Raw genomic sequence first — 16,899 nt, forward strand, 5'->3', positions numbered from 1 at the left:
GCCGCGATGTCCGTTGCCAATCGCATCGACGGAAGCGTCACCACCTTGCCGCCGGAGCCCGCATCGCCTGTGTCCCCGGTGCTGCGCGCGGAAGGCCTTTGCAAACAATACGGCCCGGTGACCGTGTTGTCGGACATCACGCTGGATATTTTCCCTGGCGAAATCCATGCCGTCATAGGCGAGAATGGCGCCGGCAAGTCGACGTTCATGCGCTTGCTTTCCGGTTACATCGAACCGACAGCCGGCGGCCTGTCCATGGCCGGTGACCGTGTGAGTTTCAAGACGCCGCACCAGGCGCAGGCGGCCGGCATCGCGCTGGTGCATCAGGAAATCCTCCTGGCCGAAGCGCTTACGGTGACCGACAATCTTTTTCTCGGCCGCGAGCTCTCCAGGCGCGGGATCGTCGATGATGGCGCCATGCGCCGCATCGCGGCCGCGAAACTGGCCGAGATCGGGTGCGAGGTGTCGCCGACCGCGCTCGTCCGCGACATCTCGCTGGCGGATCGCCAGCTCGTGCAGATCGCCCGCGCGTTGCTCGACGACCACCGGGTCGTCATCTTCGACGAGCCGACGGCGGTGCTCACCGGCGATGAGGTCGAGCGTTTGCTCGCCATCATATTCGGGCTCAGGGCGCGCGGTATCGCCGTTCTCTACATCAGCCATCGGCTCGACGAGGTGCAGCGGCTGGCGGACAAGGTCACGGTCCTGCGTGACGGCAAGATGATCGGCACCTATCCCGGCCATGCATTGAGTCAGGCCGACATGGCGCGGCTTATGGTCGGGCGCGAACTCGCCGCGCTCTACCCTCACAAGCGCGAGGTCCGGACGAGCCGGCCCATGCTGACCGTCCGAAACGCGACTGTTCCAGGTTATGCACGGGACGTGTCCTTTACCGTTCACAAAGGCGAGATTCTCGGCTTCGCCGGCATGATCGGGGCGGGGCGAACCGAGTTGTTCGAAGGCATTGTGGGGCTTAGGCCGGCGACGGCGACGATCGAGCTCAACGGGTCGCCGATACAGATACGCTCGCAGCGCGAGGCCATAGAGGCGGGCATCGGCTATCTGACGGAAGATCGCAAGGGCAAGGGCCTGCTTTTGCAGGAGCGGCTGGCGCCGAACCTGACCCTCTCGTCGCTTGGCCTTCTGCATCCGGGACTGCTGGTTCTGCGCGGTCGCGAATCCGACGCGCTCGCCCGGGCCGTCTCCAGCTACGACATCCGGGTGAAGAGCCCGAACGCCAGGGCGGGACAGCTTTCGGGCGGAAACCAGCAGAAACTTCTGCTGGCCAAGGTGCTTCTGACCAATCCTTCGGTCGTGATCATCGATGAGCCGACGCGCGGGATCGACATCGCCAACAAGGCGCAGATCTACGCCTTCATCCAGGAACTCGTGGGCCAAGGCAAAGCCTGCATCGTCATCTCCTCGGAGATGCAGGAACTTGTCGGCATCTGCGACCGCATCCTGGTCATGCGCGAAGGCAGGATCAGCGGCGAGGTCTCGGGCAAAACGATGATCGAAAGCAACATCGCGCTGCTGGCGACCAGCGACAAAGGCCATGGCGCGGCCCAAGGAGGAAGACAGTGACGGCGCTTACCCATTCCATGTCTGCCCGAAGTGGCAGGCAGCACCATTTCTCGTGGACGGATGCCGGCCCTTTCCTTGCACTGTTCGCACTGCTGGTGGCGGGATTCCTCATCAATCCGGATTTTCTTTCCGCGACAAATCTGGGCAACGTGATTACGCGCAGCGCTTATGTCGCCATCATAGCCGTCGGCGCCACATTCGTGATCTCATCGGGCGGGCTCGACCTTTCGGTCGGCTCGATGGTCGCCTTCATCGCCGGCGTCACGATCATGTTCATGAACATGATGGCCCCTAGCCTCGGCCTTTGGGCCATTCCTGCAGGCATGGTGATAGCGGTCGTCGCGGGGCTTCTATGCGGTCTCGCGAACGGTCTCATCGTCACGGTCGGAAAGATCGAGCCGTTCATTGCCACGCTCGGCACGATGGGTATCTTCCGCGCACTGATCACCTACATGACCGATGGCGGCACGATCCCGATCGATCGCTCGCTGCGGGACGCGTACCGGCCGGTCTATTTCGGCACCGTCGCGGGCATTCCGGTGCCGATCCTGCTTTCGGCGCTCGTTGCGGTGGTCGGCGCGTTTGTCCTTTACAAGACCAAATATGGCCGCAAATGCGCGGCGGTGGGCGCCAACGAGGATGTCGCCCGCTATTCGGGCATCTCCGTCGTCAAGACGCGCACCATTGCATATGTGATCCAGGGTGCATGCGTGGCGGTCGCCGCCATCTGTTACGTGCCTCGTCTCGGAGCCGCGACCCCGACCACCGGACAGCTGTGGGAGCTGCAGGTGATAACGGCCGTCGTCATTGGCGGAACGGCGCTGCGCGGCGGCAAGGGCCGCATCTGGGGCACCATCGCCGGTGCGGTGATCCTGGAGCTGATCGCCAACCTGATGGTGCTGTCGGATTTCGTTTCCGAATACCTCGTCGCCGCGGTGCAGGGCGTCATCATCATCATCGCCATGCTCGTGCAAAGGTTTTCGAAATAGCCCGTCGTCGGACCGGACGGGCGCCTGTTGTGTGGTCCATATCTCTGGGAGGTATTTATGTTTAGCAGAAAATGGGTTGCCGTCGCGGCAGCCGGCGCACTGATGATGGCCGGCCAGGCGCTTGCAGCCGACAAGAAGGTGGTCGCGGTGTCGATCCCGGCGGCGGATCATGGCTGGACGGCCGGCATCGTCTATCACGCGCAGGCCGCCGCAAAGGAAATCAACGCGGCCTTCCCGGATGTGGAAGTGGTCGTGAAGACGTCGCCCTCGGCGGCCGACCAGGTCAGCGCGCTGGAGGATCTGTCGGCCAGCCGCAAGCTGGATGCGCTGGTGATCCTGCCCTACACCTCGGAGGAATTGACCCAGCCGGTGAAGGCCATCAAGGACATGGGCACGTTCATCACCGTCGTCGACAGGGGATTGACCGATCCTTCCATCCAGGACCTGTATCTTGCCGGCGACAACATCGCGGTTGGCACCAATACGGCAAAATTCATGATCGACAAACTGGGCGGCAAAGGTGACATCGTCGTGCTGCGCGGCATTCCCACTGTCATCGACGACGAGCGCATCAAGGGCTTCGAGGACACCATCAAGGGCACCGGCCTGAAGGTGCTCGACATGCAGTATGCCCACTGGAACAGCGACGAGGCCTTCAAGCTCATGCAGGATTACCTGGCCAAGCACCCGCACATCGATGCGGTCTGGGCCAATGACGACGACATGCTTCTCGGTGTGCTCGAGGCCGTCAAGCAGTCCGGCCGAACCGACATCAAGCTGGCGCTCGGCGGCAACGGCATGAAGGACATCGTGAAGAAGGTGATAGACGGGGATGCGATGACGCCGGTCGAAACGCCGTATCCGCCGGCGATGATCAAGACCGCGATCTACATGACCGTGGCCAACTTGATCGGCCAGGCTCCGGTTCGCGGTGCCGTCAAACTCGACGCGCCGCTCATAACCCAGGCCAACGCCAAGGAATACTATTTCCCGGACTCCCCGTTCTGAGGCCGCAATCCGAATGAGGCAAGGCGCGTGACGCGCCTTGCCTGCCAACAACAGAGAGGAAGAGCTATGCCAGGCAAGAAGATACTGATGCTGACCGGTGAGTTCACCGAGGAATACGAGATTTTCGTTTACCAGCAAGCGATGGAAGCCGTCGGTCACACGGTCCATGTCGTCTGCCCCGGCAAGAATGCGGGCGACCTGATCAAGACCTCGCTGCACGATTTCGAGGGCGACCAGACCTACACCGAAAAGCTGGGGCACTACGCGCTGATCAACAAGACGTTCTCGGATGCGGAAAAGCAGCTCGACCAGTACCACGCGGTCTACTGCGCGGGCGGACGCGGACCGGAATACATCCGCACCGACAAGCGTGTGCAGACGATCGTTCGACACTTTCACGAGACCAAGAAGCCGATCTTCACGATCTGCCATGGCGTGCAGATCCTGATCGCGGTCGACGGTGTCGTGCGCGGCAAGAAGGTCGGTGCGCTGGGCGCTTGCGAGCCGGAAGTCACTCTCGCGGGCGGAACCTATATCGACCTCTCGCCGACGGAAGCCTATGTCGATGGCACGATGGTGTCGGCCAAGGGATGGACGGCGCTGGCCGCCTTCATCCGTGAGTGCCTGAAGGTGCTCGGCACGGAAATCCGCCACAACTGAGCCACGAACCAGGGCGGAGGCCGGCGCGCTGGCGTGTCGGTCTCCACCAGTCATGCCGCGTGCTTCGCCGATGCGGACGACTGTATCGACCGTCGTCGCCGGGCGCGCCAGATGCGCGGACAGGCCAAAACACGCTATAGCGCTTTGAGCGCCCGCTCATGTATGCTTGCGATCAGACTTTCTGATATATAGCGCATATGAGCAGTTTGCATGAGACGCAGTTTCCTGAACGTGACGCCGGATAACGGTGTCCCGGTCCTCAAAGGACTGGCATCCCCGGTCCGCATGCGCATTCTCCAGCTTCTCCACAAGTCGGGAAAGTTGAATGTGAACGAGATCAGCAAGGAGCTCGGACTCCCTCAATCCACCGTCGCCACGAATATTCAGATGCTGGAAGAGGCCGGCCTGGTCGATACCTACCCGATCAAGGCCAAGAAAGGTCACCAGAAGATCTGCGCACCCAAATACGACGAGATCATCCTCCGCTTCGATTCAGGAGAAGAGCGCCGCAAGGACAATCAGATCGAGGTTGCGATGCCCCTCGGACTGTTCACGGGCTGCGAGGTCAACGCTCCGTGTGGTCTTTGTTCGACCGAAGGAGTGATCGGTCTGCTCGATGTACCGGACTTTTTCCTCGATCCAGGACGCGTCCAGGCTGCCCTTGTCTGGTTTGGGCGTGGTTTTGTCGAATACAAGTTTCCCAACAACGCCAAGCTGGTGAACTCGCGTGTCGAGGCCTTGGAGTTCTCGATGGAGTTGTCATCCGAGGTGCCGGGGACCAATCTCGATTGGCCCTCCGACATCACGCTCTGGGTGAACGACCACCGCATCGGCACATGGACTTCGCCCGGCGATTTCGGTGACAAGCGCGGCGTCTATACGCCGAACTGGTGGAAGCTCGAAGGCTCACAATACGGCAAGCTCAAGACCTGGCGTATCAACAAATCCGGCTCCTTCATTGACGGCATCTCGATCTCCGGCGTGACCGTAGCCGATATCGGCCTTGCGGAGCATCACTCCATAAGGATGAGGATCGGTATCGACGACAATGCCCGACATCCCGGCGGGGTGAACATCTTTGGCCGGGGCTTCGGCAATTACGACCAGGACATCGTCATGCGCCTTCACCTTGCCCGGTAAGGCTCGTGTCTCCTCCAACCTGTTCCGTCATTTCGATGTGTCGAACCGCACGACGGTCCAGGACGCCGGCTCAAGCTTGATGCTAATTCGATCTTTCGTCGCTTCGATGGAACTGAATTCAGTCGGTTTGACCTCGTCCGGCCTTTCCTTCGTGTTGAGGGCGAGGAGATCGTTGTGTCGCAGTTCATGGGCCAGGCGCTTCGTCAACGTGCCGAAGCCGGTTGCCTCGATGCTCACGTCGATGCCATCGGAAAGGTTGCGGTTAAGCATGAACAGCGTCACCGTGCGGTCAGCCTCGGAGTGAACCACGGAAAGCTTGAGAAACGGCACGGCTTCGATCTTGTCGTAAAGCTCTTCGGTCCGCGTCGGGTCGTAGTAGCGAGCGGAATAGGTCGGCACATCCACGTATGTGCGCAGCACGCGTCCGCGGCCCAGATTGCTGAAGTCGGCAAAGGGCCAGAAGATCGTCTGACGCCAAGCTGGTCCGCCCGTTTCGGTCATGATAGGGGCGATAGCGTTGACGAGTTGGGCCAGGCATCCGGCCTTGACCCTGTCGGCATGATTAAGCAGTGAGATGCAGGCGCCTCCGAACGCCAGTGCGTCCTGCATGTTGTATTTCTCCTCGAGGATGGCCGGAGCGACCGGCCATCCGGTCTGAATGCGGTTGTCGTCGCCGCGCCGCGTCCGATACCAGACGTTCCATTCGTCGAAGCTCAGCATGATGCGCTTCGATGACCTGCGCCGTGCCGCCACGGAATCGGCGATAGCGACGACTTCCTCGATGAAACTGTCCATCAGGTCGGGGCTGGCGAGGAAGGAGGGCGTGTCGTCGGCATAGTTGTTGAGATAGGTGTGGAGCGAGATGTACTCGACATGATCGAGCGTGTGTTCCAGCACGATCCTTTCCCATTCCCCGTACGTCGACATCTTACGTCCCGACGAACCGCAGGCGGCAAGTTCGATCGACGGGTCCGTCAGCTTCATCATCTTCGCCGCTTCGGCTGCAATCCGCCCATATTCCTGGGCGGTCTTGGCGCCCATTTGCCAGGTACCGTCCATTTCGTTGCCGAGGCACCAGAATTTCACGTCATGCGGCTTGTCCCAACCGTGCGACCGGCGAAGGTCGGAAAGCGTGGTGCCGGAGGGGTGATTGCAGTATTCGAGATAGTGCCTTGCCTCGTCCGGCCCGCGCGTGCCGAGATTCACGGCCAGCATCGGTTCGATGTCGGCAAGCTGGCACCAGTCGATGAATTCATTGGTCCCGAACTGGTTGGTCTCGATCGATTTCCAGGCGAGATCCATTCTGCGAGGGCGCTTTTCGACAGGGCCGACGCCATCTTCCCAATCGTATCCCGAGACAAAATTGCCGCCGGGATAGCGCATGATCGTGGGTGCCAGTTCCTTCACCAGCTCGAGGACGTCGCGGCGGAAGCCGTCCTTGTCCGCCGTTGGATGGCCGGGTTCGAAGATGCCGCCATAGACGCATCGCCCGAGATGCTCGACAAAAGCGCCGAACAGACGTTTGTCCGTCTCGCCGATGATGAAGTCTCTGTCGAAGCGCACTTGTGCCTTTTGCATGGTCCTACCGCTCTGTTTCCTGGTGGATGAATGCGTGCGAAATTCACTCGATCCGGACAGCCCCCGCCTCCGGTTTGGGATTGCCGGCGCCGGCGCGCACCTGCCGCGCGGCCACGCCGGAACCGGTAAGCACGCCCGCTCCCGAGGGATCCGGCGACAGAAGGGAGTTCTTGAGAAGCTGCGAATATGGGTGCTGCGGATGGTCGAGGATATCCTTCGCAGGGCCGCTCTCGACAATCTCGCCCTTACGCATGATGATGATCCGGTCGCTGATTTGATAGGCGGTGGCCAGATCGTGCGTGATGTAGATGATCGACACGCCGAGATCGTCGCGCAGTGTCCTGAACAGGTTGACGATCGACATGCGCAGCGACGCATCGACCATCGACACGGGTTCGTCTGCGACGATCAGCGAGGGCTCGGAAACGAGCGCGCGGGCGATCGCGACGCGCTGAAGTTGTCCCCCGGACAATTCGTGCGGGAAGCGCCCGCGGATTTCCGCCAGGGAGAGGCCGACTTTTTCTAGGGCGGTGTTGGCAGACTCCTCACGCCGGGCACGTGACCTGGCCCCCATGAAGTTCTTTGCCGATATCAGCAGATATCGATCCACGCGCTTCAACGGATTGAACGCTTCGAACGGATTCTGGAAGATGGGCTGGACCTGCTTCATGAAGGCAAGTCGCGCCGACCGTCTTCGTAGCGCCGTTAGATCCCCGTCCTTGAATCGTATGCTGCCGGCCGTTGGCGTAATCATGTTCAGGATCATGCGGGCGAGGGTTGTCTTGCCGCTTCCCGACTCGCCGATGATGGCGAATACCTCTGGTCGCCCGGCTGGCAGCGTGAAACTCACGTCGCCTACGGCGTCGAAGCTCTGCCGCCCAAGGATGCCACCGCGAGCATAAGACTTGGTGAGATGGCTGACCTCGAGAAGGCTGGTCCCGGTCATGCGCCTTCCTCTGCGATCTCTTCGGCAGTCTCCGTGTCGGCCGCATCCGGGCGAACCTCGGTGCTGGCTGCAAAACAGGCAACGCGATGGTCCGGCGCGAGCCTGGTGAGGGCGGGAACCTCGCGCCGGCATATGTCCATCGCCAAGGGGCAACGGGGATGAAACCTGCATCCGGCCGGCGGCTCGGCCAGGTTGGGAGGCGCTCCTGGCAGCGCCGGCCGCGCGGTGGCGTCGCCGATCCTGGGAAGGCTTGCCATCAAGTGTGCGGTATAGGGGTGCAGCGGGTTGGCAAAGACGGCGGTCGTCGGGCCCTCCTCGACGAGGCGCCCGGCATACATGATGCCAAGGCGATCGGCGATGTTGGCATGCACGGTCAAATCGTGCGTCACGAAGATCATCGAAGATCCGAACTGACGCTGCGTTTCCCGGATCATGATGAGGACGTCCTTCTGGACGACGACATCGAGTGCGGTGGTGGGCTCGTCGGCGATGATGAAATCGGGCCGACAGACCGTCGCCAGCGCAATGCAGACGCGCTGGCGCATGCCGCCGGAGAGTTCATGCGGATAGGCCTGGAGGATATCGGGGGATAGGCGGAGGCGGGCAAGGTGGGTTTTCACCGCCTCCAGGAATGCATCTTTTTGCAGGCCCATATGCCGGAAGGCAAAGTCCTCGAAGGTCCGCCGGACCCGGCGAACAGGATTGAGGACGCTCATCGAGCCCTGCATGATGTAGGACAGATGCCGCCAGCGAATGGCGTTGCGTTGCTCGGGCGCCAGCGCATAGATGTCGCGGTCGAGAAAGCTGTAGCGGATGGAGCCGCCGATAACGTTGAGAGGCGGCTGGATCGCGGCGGCGATGGTCTTGATGAACGTCGTCTTGCCGCAACTGGACTCGCCCGCCAGTCCATAGATCTCGTTGCGGCGGACATGCATGGTGATCGAATCGACGGCGCGGACTTCCCGGTCGATACCGAAATAGCTCATTTGGTAGTAGGCCCGCAGGTTCTTGGTCCGCAGCACCGCGTCCCTGGCGTCGCCAACCGCGAGACCCCGGTCCGACATCAGCCGTTCTCCATCCGGCTCAGCCGGCTGCGTGGGTCGATATACTCGTTCATCGAGATCGACAGCAGGAAGAGGCCGATGAATGTCAGGGTGATGAAGAAGGTCGGGAACAGGTACCACCACCATGTGCCCGAAACCATGGCGCTATGCTGGTTGGCCCAGAAGATCATGCTGCCGATGGTAGGGGTGTCCACGTCGGTGAAGCCGAGCACCGCCAGCGTGACCTCGAGGCCGATGGACCAGTTCATGTTGTTCATGAAAGTCGAGAATACGATCGGCAGCACATAGGGCAGATGTTCTTCGGCGACGATGCGCGGCGTCGACATGCCCGAGAAGACGGCGGCATTGGTGAACTCGCGGGTTTTCAGGCTGATCATCACGGAGCGTATCAGCCGGGCGTCATAGGCCCAGCCGAGGCAAGACATCACCAGCGCAAGCATGATCCATGTCATTTCGTCACGCAGGACGAAGTAGAGCAGGACAAGAAGCGGAAAGAGCGGGATGACGATAAAGGTATCGTTGATCGACATGAGCACGCGATCGACCATGCCGCCGAGATAGCCCGAAAGGAGGCCGACGATGAGAGAAAGCACGCGGCTGATGAAAGCCACCACAAAGCCAAAGGCCAGCGTGTTGCGGAGGGCGAAAGTGAGCTGCCAGAAGACATCCTGGCCGCGCGAATTTGTGCCGAACCAATAGGGTTCCGATGGTGGCACATCCATTGGGACGAGGTAGGAATCGATTGGTGAGTAGGGCGAGAAAAAAGACGCGAGAGACATCGCCACCACCGCCAGCATGATGATGGCGCCGATCGCGAACTCGCCATTGTAGCGGAACAGATCCCTTACGGTCTGGATCATGCCTTCACCTGCACGCGCGGATCGATCAGCGGATAGATGATGTCGATCAGGAAAACGGCGGCCGACACCGAGATAATCGAAATCGAGGCGATGCCGAGGACAAGTGAGTAGTCGGCCGCGTGAACGGCATCGACCAGCAGCCGCCCGATACCGGGGTAGCCGAACACCTGCTCAGTGATGATGGCGCCGTTGAAGATCGATCCGATAGAGATCGCCAAACCAGTGATCTGAGGCATGAAGGCGTTGCGCATCACGTAGGAAGCGAGGATGCGGCCTCGCGGTACGCCCGCCAGTTCCGCATAGACGACGTAGTCGTCCGTGACGATGTTGGAAACGAGTGCGCGCATGCCCATGAACCAGCCGCCGATGCCGACGAGGATCAGTGAGAGTGCTGGGAGAATTGAGTGCATGAAGACGCTGCCGATGAAGCGGGGCGTGAAGCCGGGCGTGAGATTCATCTCATATCCGCCGCCACTGGGCAGGATCGGCAAGAGGAAGGTGAAGACAATGAGCAGGACGAAGGCAACGATGTAATAGGGTACCGGATGCATTCCCATCGCGATCACCCCGATCGCCTTGAGCAGCCGGTTCTTCCGGTAATAGCCGGCGAGGCCGCCCAGCAGGTTGCCAAGAAACCAGCTCAACAGAGTCGAGATCGCGAGCAGGCCGATCGTCCACGGCAGCGCGCGCCCGATCAGCACGCCGACAGGAGTGGGAAAGGCCGAAAGGGACGGTCCGAAATCCAGTACCGCAACCCGTTTCAGGAAGTTGAGATATTGCAGCCCGAGATCGTCGCCCACGCCGTACATTTCGCGCAGCGAGGTGCGCAGGAGTTCGATCGATTCAGGACTGGAGAAGCCGAACGAACTAACCTGCGCCACCGCATGCTCGACCGGGTCGACTGGGGTCAGGTGCGTGATGAAGAAAGTGATCGTGATGCCGATGTAGACAACCAGGATGAATTGCCCGAGACGCTTGAGAACATGGATGGCGTAGGCTTGCATCGGTCGCTCTGGTCGGTTTGGCGGCTTGCCCTGCGGTGGGGGCGCACCATGCGTGCGCCTCCGTCCGCCCTGAGGATGATGGGTCCGCTGCTAGCCTGCCTTGGTGGATTTGAGCTTCACCATCATGTACTTGGTATTGGCCCAGTTCGGCACCGGGTCGGTGTAGGGCGCGTTTTCTGCGTTGGGGAAACCGGTCCAGTAGGTCGTGTCCATCACGGTGAACACATTGTAGGACATCAGAGGTATCGTGGGCATCTCTTCGGTCGCGAGCTTCAGATATTCAAGACCGAGCTCCACGCCCCGGGGGGCATCGAAGTCGATCGTCCTGATCTCCTCGATGATCTTGTCGAGACGCGGCTCCTTCCACCGTTGCCAGTTGCGCGGCGGCTGCACCTTGCCGGGCTCTGCCACGAACTGCGAGTGCCAGCTGTCGAGGAAGAAGGAGAGATCGGGGTGGCCGCCCCAGGTCTCCACGCTCCACCCGATGAAGGTTTCGAAGTCGCCGACGCCGCGACGGTCGATCAAAGTGCCTTGCGCGACGTCGATCTGGGCGTCGATGCCGAACTGCCGCCACAACTGCACGATCAGCGAGCCCGCCCGCGTCATGACCGGGCGAAGGTCGCCCTCGACCATGACTTTGACCGAGAAGCGCTTGCCGTCGGGTTGGTACCATTCGTCGCCTTTTTTGGTGAAGCCTGCCTTCTCCAGCAGCTCGGCGGCAGCCTGCTGGTCGCGCTTCCACCAGCCGCGTCCGATGGCGGTCGCGATGTCTTCAGGTTTCGATGGTACCTTGTCTCCCATCGAGGGCCGCAGCATCTCCGCGATCTGCTGGCCCATTGTCGGGTCGTAAGGCTTGATCTTTCGCTTGCCGGTATCGACCTCGAAGCTGGTCAGCCATTCTTCCATGGGCTCGAAATAGTATTTTGGATAAAGACCCGTCGGTGGAACGCCGATCGCCGAGATCGTTGCCGCGCCACGATACGAGGCCATGTCGAGGGCCTTGATGTCGATCAGCAAGGCCAACGCCCAGCGCACGTCCTTGTTCTGGAACTTCTCGATCTGGTGATTGAAAATGACGGCCGGCAATGTCGGGTCCGGATGAGCGTAAGGGAAGCCCCTGAACCAGCTGGTCGAGGAAGGGGATTCCTTGGCCAGCGTGAACATGCCTTCCGGCGAAGTGTCGTGGATGACATCCAGCTGATGGTTGCGCTGCTCGATCACCCGCTTTTCCGGTGGCCCCGGATCGATATAGGCCAGATATGTCGGGCCGGGTTCGCCGAAACGGGCGACGCTGGTGCGTTTCCAGTCATCGCGCTTTTGCCAGATGAACCATTTGCCCCCCTGGTCGTAGTTCCTCAGCTTGTAGGCGCCGAGCGACACTGGTGGGTTGAAGTCGAATTTGAGCACGTCGCCGGCCTTTTCGAAGACGTGCTTCGGCATCATCCACATCGCGTTCCAGCGGACCGTAAACAGCGCATGGAAGCGTGAGTTCGGCTTTTTCAGTTTGAAGAGAATCTCGGTCGGACTTTTCTTCTCGACTGAGGCGACATTGATCTGGATGGGCGCGCTCCACCGTAGACCGTTGGTCTTCATGTGGGTTTCCACCGTGTAGATCACGTCGTCGGCTGTGAATTCGACGCCGTCGCTCCAGAAGATGCCGGACCGCAGCTTCACGGTCATTTCAGTGAAATCCGAATTGTACCGGGGCTTGTCCGAAGCAAGGGAGTTGTCCCAGACACCGTCGATCCCATGGTCGGCATCGATATACCAGAACGTGTCCATCGCCTGCTGATGCAGGCCCGTCGACTGACCGCCGGCATTGATGGCCCAGATGTTGAACCATCCTGCGTTCTTGATCGTGCCTTCCGGGTTTTCGAGTATCAGAAGCTGGTCGCGTGGAATGTCCGAAGTCGGTATTTGCGCCTGCGCGTAGGCTTTCCTGCTGGCGAGGGCCGTCCCTGCGAGCAGAATGAAAGTTCTCCTCGATAACATGCCGTATCCTCCCGTTGCGGCTGCTCTCAAGGGCATGCCGCTAGGTCAGGCATCTTCGATTAGACCATAGGTCATGTCAACGCATTATCTGGACTGTATCAGAAGTCCTGATATTGAGGAGAAGCGGGGGGCTGCGGGCAGGACGGAGATCATCATGTCTGTCGTGCCGGCGGCGAATAATTGATGGTTGAGCCGCATCACCCGCGGCAGGGTGACCGGCTTTCGCCATGCCAGGAGGCACTGTCGAATTCACGCGACGGACAGTGTGGGCTCAGCGGCCGACAGGATCGCCGAACAGGTCCAGCTTTTTCCTTACGCAATCGCGAGCGGAAAACGTCACGCACCTTTCCTGGAATTGCTTTAACGCGCGGCGGCAATCCAGTCGGCAAGGCTGCGGGCGAAGCTTCGCGGCACAATCAGGTCGCAGCTGCTCTCGCCCGTTCGCAGATAGAGCGCCGGCACATGATGGATGGACGTCTGTACGGCACGGCCGGGGGCCGAAGCGGCGGACGACAAGTCGACCGGCATGCAGGCAGAGAGAATGTCCCGAAGACGGGCACCCTCCATCCTGAACCGCACCCGGCCTTCGCCGAGCGGAACCGAGCAGCCCAATTCCGGATCGATCGCAATGGCGGGCGGTTCCGCACCGGTCTCGACGATCAGCCAAAGACGGCGGGGGGCGATCCTGACGATGAGAGCGCCGGCATGCCGAACCGTCTCGCCGACGCTGGCAGGAAGCATCGCGCCCAAGGCTTGCGAGACGCTCGCTTCGAATCTCGCCAGCGTTCCTTCCCAGCTCTCGATCTGAACGATCGGACAATCCGACGAGTACAGATTGAAGTCCTTCGAATGCACAGGTTCAACCATGCATGCGCTCTCCCTTGGGATCGAGGAAGACGGAGGGCACGATGCGGGCGCGAACGGTCTCTGTCCGCATCGGATAGGCCGCGATGACCTCGTCCCCTTCGGCCGCGGCATTGCCCGCGAACAGCGCCAGGCCGACATAGTGGCCGAGCTCCGGGCTGAAGGTGACCGAAGTGATCCGGCCGCGCCCGTGGCCGGTGACCGCATCGCCAGGCAGGAACAATATGGCGCCTCCGCGCAGGCGCTTGCCGTCCTCGATGCATTCCAGCCCGATGAGGCGCTGGCGGTCGGGCGCCTGAAACGCCGGGCGGCGACGCAGGACGTCGCCGATGAATCCGCCGCGTTTGCCGACCATGCGCCCGAGGCCGAGATCGTCCAGCGTGGTGCGGCCATCGATCTCGGGCCCGGCGACATGGCCCTTTTCGATGCGCAGCGCACCAAGCGCCTCGACGCCATAGGGCTTGAGGCCGAACGGCGCGCCCGCTTCGATGAGACGGCTCCAGGCCTGTTCGCCGGCGCTGGCACCGACATAGATTTCGTAGGCGCGCTCGCCGGAATAGCTGAGGCGGATGATGCGCAGGGCCCGTCCCTCGAACCCGGCTTCGATGACGCCCATATGCGGCAGCGTCTCGTTGGAGACATCGAGCGCGGGAAAGGCGGCGGCGAGGACATCGCGGCTTCCTGGCCCGGCAACCGACATCGCCGCCCACTCGTCGCTTACCGATGAGACCGCGACACGCAAATCTGGCCAGGCGGTGTCGAGCAGGAATTCCAGCCGCGACAGGACATCGGCGGCCCTGGCGGTAGAGGTGGTCATGAAGAAGCGATTTTGCGACAAGCGCGTGGTGGTGCCGTCGTCGGAGACGATGCCGTCGTCGCGCAGCATGACGCCGTAGCGCGCGCGGCCAACGGGAAGCTTGGCGAAACCGTTGGCGTAGACGCGGTCGAGGAAGATGGCCGCGTCCGGTCCCTGCATGTCGATCTTGCCGAGGGTGGAAATGTCCATCAGCCCGGCTCCGCCTCGCACCATGCGCATCTCCGCGACATAGGCTTCATTCACATCGCATCCGGCGCCGCGGTAGAAATAGGGCCGCATCCAGAGGCCGACCTCGAGCATCTCGGCATCGTTTGCCAGGTGCCAGTCGTGCATCGGCGTGCGGCGGACCGGCTTGAAATGATGACCGATGGCACGGCCGGCCAGCGCGCCGATCGCGACCGCCGCATAGGGCGGGCGAAAGGTCGTGGTTCCGGTTTGCGGGATCGTCGCCCGGCGCAACACCGCCATGGCCGAAAGAGCGGCGAAATTGCTGGTCTTGCCCTGGTCGGTTCCCATGCCGAGTGTGGTGTAGCGCTTCAGGTGTTCGACCGATTCGTAGCCCTCGCGATGGGCGAGCTCGATATCCTTCGTGGTCACATCCATCTGGAGATCGACGAAGGCCTTGCCGCGCCCCACGGAAGAGATCGCACGAAAGGGAGCGGCCGGGGCCTCTTCGAGATCGAGTTCATACGGCGCCGGCGACGCCGTTGACTTTCCGCAGAAGCATGCCGCTTCGACGCCGGCGCGGTGGCCGTCCTCGATTGCGCCGGCGATCGAGAAGCGCCCCATCATCGCGCCGGCGCCGAACTGGCCTGCCGGAAAGCCGCCCGGAACGAAGCCGTCGATGTCGTCGCGATAGACGGGCCTGACGCCAAGATGCGAGGTGAGATGCACGGTCGGCGACCAGCCGCCGGAGACGCAGACGAAATCGCAGGCGATTTCCGATTTGCCGTTCGGCCCGGCAAGCTGTGCTGCCTTCACCGCATGGCTGCCGCGCAGGTCGGCGATCCGGGTCCCTGATCGGATCGCTACGTTAAGGCGTCCGGCTTCCGCCGCCAGACCGGCGGGCGGAGCGCCGCGCTGGTCCGCGATCGTCACTTGCGCGCCGGCGGCGGCGAGGTCGAAAGCAGCGCGATAGGCGCCGTCATTCATCGTTGCAACGAGGATGTTTTTCCCTGGCCGCACGGCAAAGCGGTTGAGATAGGTCCGGGTGGCGGACGCCAGCATGACGCCCGGCCGGTCGTTGTTGGAGAACACCAGCGGCCGCTCGATGGCTCCGGCTGCAAAGACGATCGAGCGGGCGCGCAGCATGGTGAAGACCTGCCGAGCAGCGTCTTGCGCGACTTGGCCGTCATGCCTCTCGATCAGCCCCAGCGTGTTGCCGTCATAGGTGCCGAACGCCATCGTCTTGCGCATCACGGTGACGTTGGGCTGGCCTGCAAGTTCCGCCTCGATCTTTGTCAGCCAAGCTGCCGCCTCACCATCGGGGCGCTCGGCAAGAAGCTGGCCACCGAGCAGAAAATCCCGCTCGACGAGGACGACCCTGGCGCCGCTCGCTGCCGCGGCGCGCGCCGCCGACAGGCCGGCAGGGCCGCCGCCGACGACTGCAATATCGGCAAATGCATGCCGGGTCTCGTAACGGTCGGGATCGGGTTCGGTGCCGGCCTGGCCCAATCCCGCGGCTTTGCGGATGAAATGCTCGTAAAACATCCAGGCGCGGCGGGTCGGACCCATGAAGGTCTTGTAGTAGAAGCCGGCGGAAAGGAGCGGCGCAAACAGGCCGTTGACGCTCTGCATGTCGAAGGCAAGGGACGGCCAGCGGTTCTGGCTTTCGGCAGCCATACCTTCAGCCAGTTCCAGTGTCGTGGCCGGCAGGTTCGGTTCGCGCCGTCCGCCGCTTCCGAGCGTGACTAGCGCGTTGGGTTCTTCCGGGCCGGCCGAGAAGATGCCGCGCGGGCGATGGTATTTGAAGCTGCGGCCTGTCAGCATGACCCGATTGGCAAGCAGCGCGGAAGCAAGCGTATCACCTCGATAGCCGCCCAGCTCGCGGCCGTCGAATGTGAAGCGGAGCGGCTGCGTGAGGTCGATGCGGCCGCCGGCGGCCAGACGATTTCCAATCATTTTCATGCTGGCATTTTCCTGGCGAAGCCGACCGATGCGATAGCGTGGTTTCTCGTGTCGCGCTCGATGACCAGCCATTGCCGGCAGCCGGTCACATGCTGCCAGAATTCCCGGTGCAGCCCCGCCGCGTTCTTGCGCACATAGACATAGCGGTACCACGCCTCCGGGTCGGGATCGTCATGCGCCGGACGCACCGCGGAAGCGTCGCCGCCATAGCGGAACTCGTCATGGTCGCGCGGGCCGCAGCATGGGCAGTCGATACGAAGCATTTC

The 16,899-nt window shown here is 61.9% G+C and carries 14 protein-coding genes; 5 read left to right on the forward strand and 9 right to left on the reverse strand.

The window, feature by feature from the left end; genetic code table 11:
• The first annotated feature begins 6 nt into the window (after nucleotides 1-6).
• From LB551_RS01705 to LB551_RS01725, 5 genes are all read left to right on the forward strand, one after another.
• Nucleotides 7-1,584, forward strand: coding sequence for a sugar ABC transporter ATP-binding protein (locus LB551_RS01705; protein WP_224657982.1), 1,578 nt, complete (start codon nucleotides 7-9; stop codon nucleotides 1,582-1,584).
• 17 nt (nucleotides 1,585-1,601) lie between these two features.
• The gene (locus LB551_RS01710) at nucleotides 1,602-2,573 is read left to right on the forward strand and encodes an ABC transporter permease (protein WP_224658185.1); all 972 of its coding nucleotides are present in this window, start codon (nucleotides 1,602-1,604) and stop codon (nucleotides 2,571-2,573) included.
• Nucleotides 2,574-2,630: 57 nt separating this feature from the next.
• Complete coding sequence (locus LB551_RS01715; RefSeq protein ID WP_224657983.1) at nucleotides 2,631-3,581, forward strand: substrate-binding domain-containing protein; 951 nt, start codon at nucleotides 2,631-2,633, stop codon at nucleotides 3,579-3,581.
• Between the two features lie 66 nt (nucleotides 3,582-3,647).
• Nucleotides 3,648-4,241 carry a DJ-1/PfpI family protein gene (locus tag LB551_RS01720; RefSeq protein ID WP_224657984.1) on the forward strand — a complete coding sequence of 198 codons (594 nt, stop codon included), beginning with the start codon at nucleotides 3,648-3,650 and terminating at the stop codon, nucleotides 4,239-4,241.
• Between the two features lie 210 nt (nucleotides 4,242-4,451).
• Nucleotides 4,452-5,381 (forward strand): ArsR/SmtB family transcription factor, encoded by a 930-nt coding sequence (locus LB551_RS01725; RefSeq protein WP_140552082.1) that lies wholly within the window; start codon nucleotides 4,452-4,454, stop codon nucleotides 5,379-5,381.
• A 27-nt stretch (nucleotides 5,382-5,408) separates the two neighbouring features.
• Here LB551_RS01725 and LB551_RS01730 read toward each other — a convergent pair whose 3' ends face one another.
• The 9 genes from LB551_RS01730 to LB551_RS01770 form a co-directional block, all read right to left on the reverse strand.
• Nucleotides 5,409-6,959 carry an alpha-N-arabinofuranosidase gene (locus tag LB551_RS01730; protein WP_224657985.1) on the reverse strand — a complete coding sequence of 517 codons (1,551 nt, stop codon included), beginning with the start codon at nucleotides 6,957-6,959 and terminating at the stop codon, nucleotides 5,409-5,411.
• A 43-nt stretch (nucleotides 6,960-7,002) separates the two neighbouring features.
• Nucleotides 7,003-7,905 carry an ABC transporter ATP-binding protein gene (locus LB551_RS01735; protein ID WP_224657986.1) on the reverse strand — a complete coding sequence of 301 codons (903 nt, stop codon included), beginning with the start codon at nucleotides 7,903-7,905 and terminating at the stop codon, nucleotides 7,003-7,005.
• On the reverse strand, nucleotides 7,902-8,969 hold the full coding sequence (locus LB551_RS01740; protein ID WP_224657987.1) for an ABC transporter ATP-binding protein: 1,068 nt from the start codon (nucleotides 8,967-8,969) through the stop codon (nucleotides 7,902-7,904). Before LB551_RS01740 ends, LB551_RS01735 begins: the two co-directional genes overlap by 4 nt.
• Nucleotides 8,969-9,829, reverse strand: a complete 861-nt coding sequence (locus LB551_RS01745) for an ABC transporter permease (RefSeq protein ID WP_224657988.1) — start codon at nucleotides 9,827-9,829, stop codon at nucleotides 8,969-8,971. The genes LB551_RS01740 and LB551_RS01745 overlap by 1 nt, the downstream gene beginning before the upstream one ends.
• Nucleotides 9,826-10,833 carry an ABC transporter permease gene (locus tag LB551_RS01750; RefSeq protein WP_140552077.1) on the reverse strand — a complete coding sequence of 336 codons (1,008 nt, stop codon included), beginning with the start codon at nucleotides 10,831-10,833 and terminating at the stop codon, nucleotides 9,826-9,828. The genes LB551_RS01745 and LB551_RS01750 overlap by 4 nt, the downstream gene beginning before the upstream one ends.
• Before the next feature lie 90 nt (nucleotides 10,834-10,923).
• Nucleotides 10,924-12,825 (reverse strand): ABC transporter substrate-binding protein, encoded by a 1,902-nt coding sequence (locus LB551_RS01755; RefSeq protein ID WP_224657989.1) that lies wholly within the window; start codon nucleotides 12,823-12,825, stop codon nucleotides 10,924-10,926.
• Between the two features lie 360 nt (nucleotides 12,826-13,185).
• Nucleotides 13,186-13,692, reverse strand: coding sequence for a sarcosine oxidase subunit gamma (locus LB551_RS01760; protein ID WP_224657990.1), 507 nt, complete (start codon nucleotides 13,690-13,692; stop codon nucleotides 13,186-13,188).
• A complete protein-coding gene (locus LB551_RS01765; RefSeq protein ID WP_224657991.1) occupies nucleotides 13,685-16,633 on the reverse strand; it encodes a sarcosine oxidase subunit alpha family protein in 2,949 nt (982 codons plus the stop codon). The genes LB551_RS01760 and LB551_RS01765 overlap by 8 nt, the downstream gene beginning before the upstream one ends.
• Nucleotides 16,630-16,896 (reverse strand): sarcosine oxidase subunit delta, encoded by a 267-nt coding sequence (locus tag LB551_RS01770; RefSeq protein WP_140552075.1) that lies wholly within the window; start codon nucleotides 16,894-16,896, stop codon nucleotides 16,630-16,632. The genes LB551_RS01765 and LB551_RS01770 overlap by 4 nt, the downstream gene beginning before the upstream one ends.
• Nucleotides 16,897-16,899 lie beyond the last annotated feature (3 nt).

This window comes from Mesorhizobium sp. BR1-1-2 (genome assembly GCF_020165435.1).
GTDB lineage: Bacteria > Pseudomonadota > Alphaproteobacteria > Rhizobiales > Rhizobiaceae > Mesorhizobium.

Excerpts from the sequence above, each read along its gene's own strand:
- LB551_RS01725 (WP_140552082.1), top strand. The coding sequence starts at position 4,452 with ATGAGACGCAGTTTCCTGAACGTGACGCCGGATAACGGTGTCCCGGTC.
- LB551_RS01765 (WP_224657991.1), bottom strand. The coding sequence starts at position 16,633 with ATGAAAATGATTGGAAATCGTCTGGCCGCCGGCGGCCGCATCGACCTC.
- LB551_RS01770 (WP_140552075.1), bottom strand. The coding sequence starts at position 16,896 with ATGCTTCGTATCGACTGCCCATGCTGCGGCCCGCGCGACCATGACGAG.
- LB551_RS01755 (WP_224657989.1), bottom strand. The coding sequence starts at position 12,825 with ATGTTATCGAGGAGAACTTTCATTCTGCTCGCAGGGACGGCCCTCGCC.
- LB551_RS01705 (WP_224657982.1), top strand. The coding sequence starts at position 7 with ATGTCCGTTGCCAATCGCATCGACGGAAGCGTCACCACCTTGCCGCCG.
- LB551_RS01720 (WP_224657984.1), top strand. The coding sequence starts at position 3,648 with ATGCCAGGCAAGAAGATACTGATGCTGACCGGTGAGTTCACCGAGGAA.
- LB551_RS01730 (WP_224657985.1), bottom strand. The coding sequence starts at position 6,959 with ATGCAAAAGGCACAAGTGCGCTTCGACAGAGACTTCATCATCGGCGAG.
- LB551_RS01750 (WP_140552077.1), bottom strand. The coding sequence starts at position 10,833 with ATGCAAGCCTACGCCATCCATGTTCTCAAGCGTCTCGGGCAATTCATC.
- LB551_RS01710 (WP_224658185.1), top strand. The coding sequence starts at position 1,602 with ATGTCTGCCCGAAGTGGCAGGCAGCACCATTTCTCGTGGACGGATGCC.
- LB551_RS01715 (WP_224657983.1), top strand. The coding sequence starts at position 2,631 with ATGTTTAGCAGAAAATGGGTTGCCGTCGCGGCAGCCGGCGCACTGATG.
- LB551_RS01760 (WP_224657990.1), bottom strand. The coding sequence starts at position 13,692 with ATGGTTGAACCTGTGCATTCGAAGGACTTCAATCTGTACTCGTCGGAT.
- LB551_RS01735 (WP_224657986.1), bottom strand. The coding sequence starts at position 7,905 with ATGACCGGGACCAGCCTTCTCGAGGTCAGCCATCTCACCAAGTCTTAT.
- LB551_RS01745 (WP_224657988.1), bottom strand. The coding sequence starts at position 9,829 with ATGATCCAGACCGTAAGGGATCTGTTCCGCTACAATGGCGAGTTCGCG.
- LB551_RS01740 (WP_224657987.1), bottom strand. The coding sequence starts at position 8,969 with ATGTCGGACCGGGGTCTCGCGGTTGGCGACGCCAGGGACGCGGTGCTG.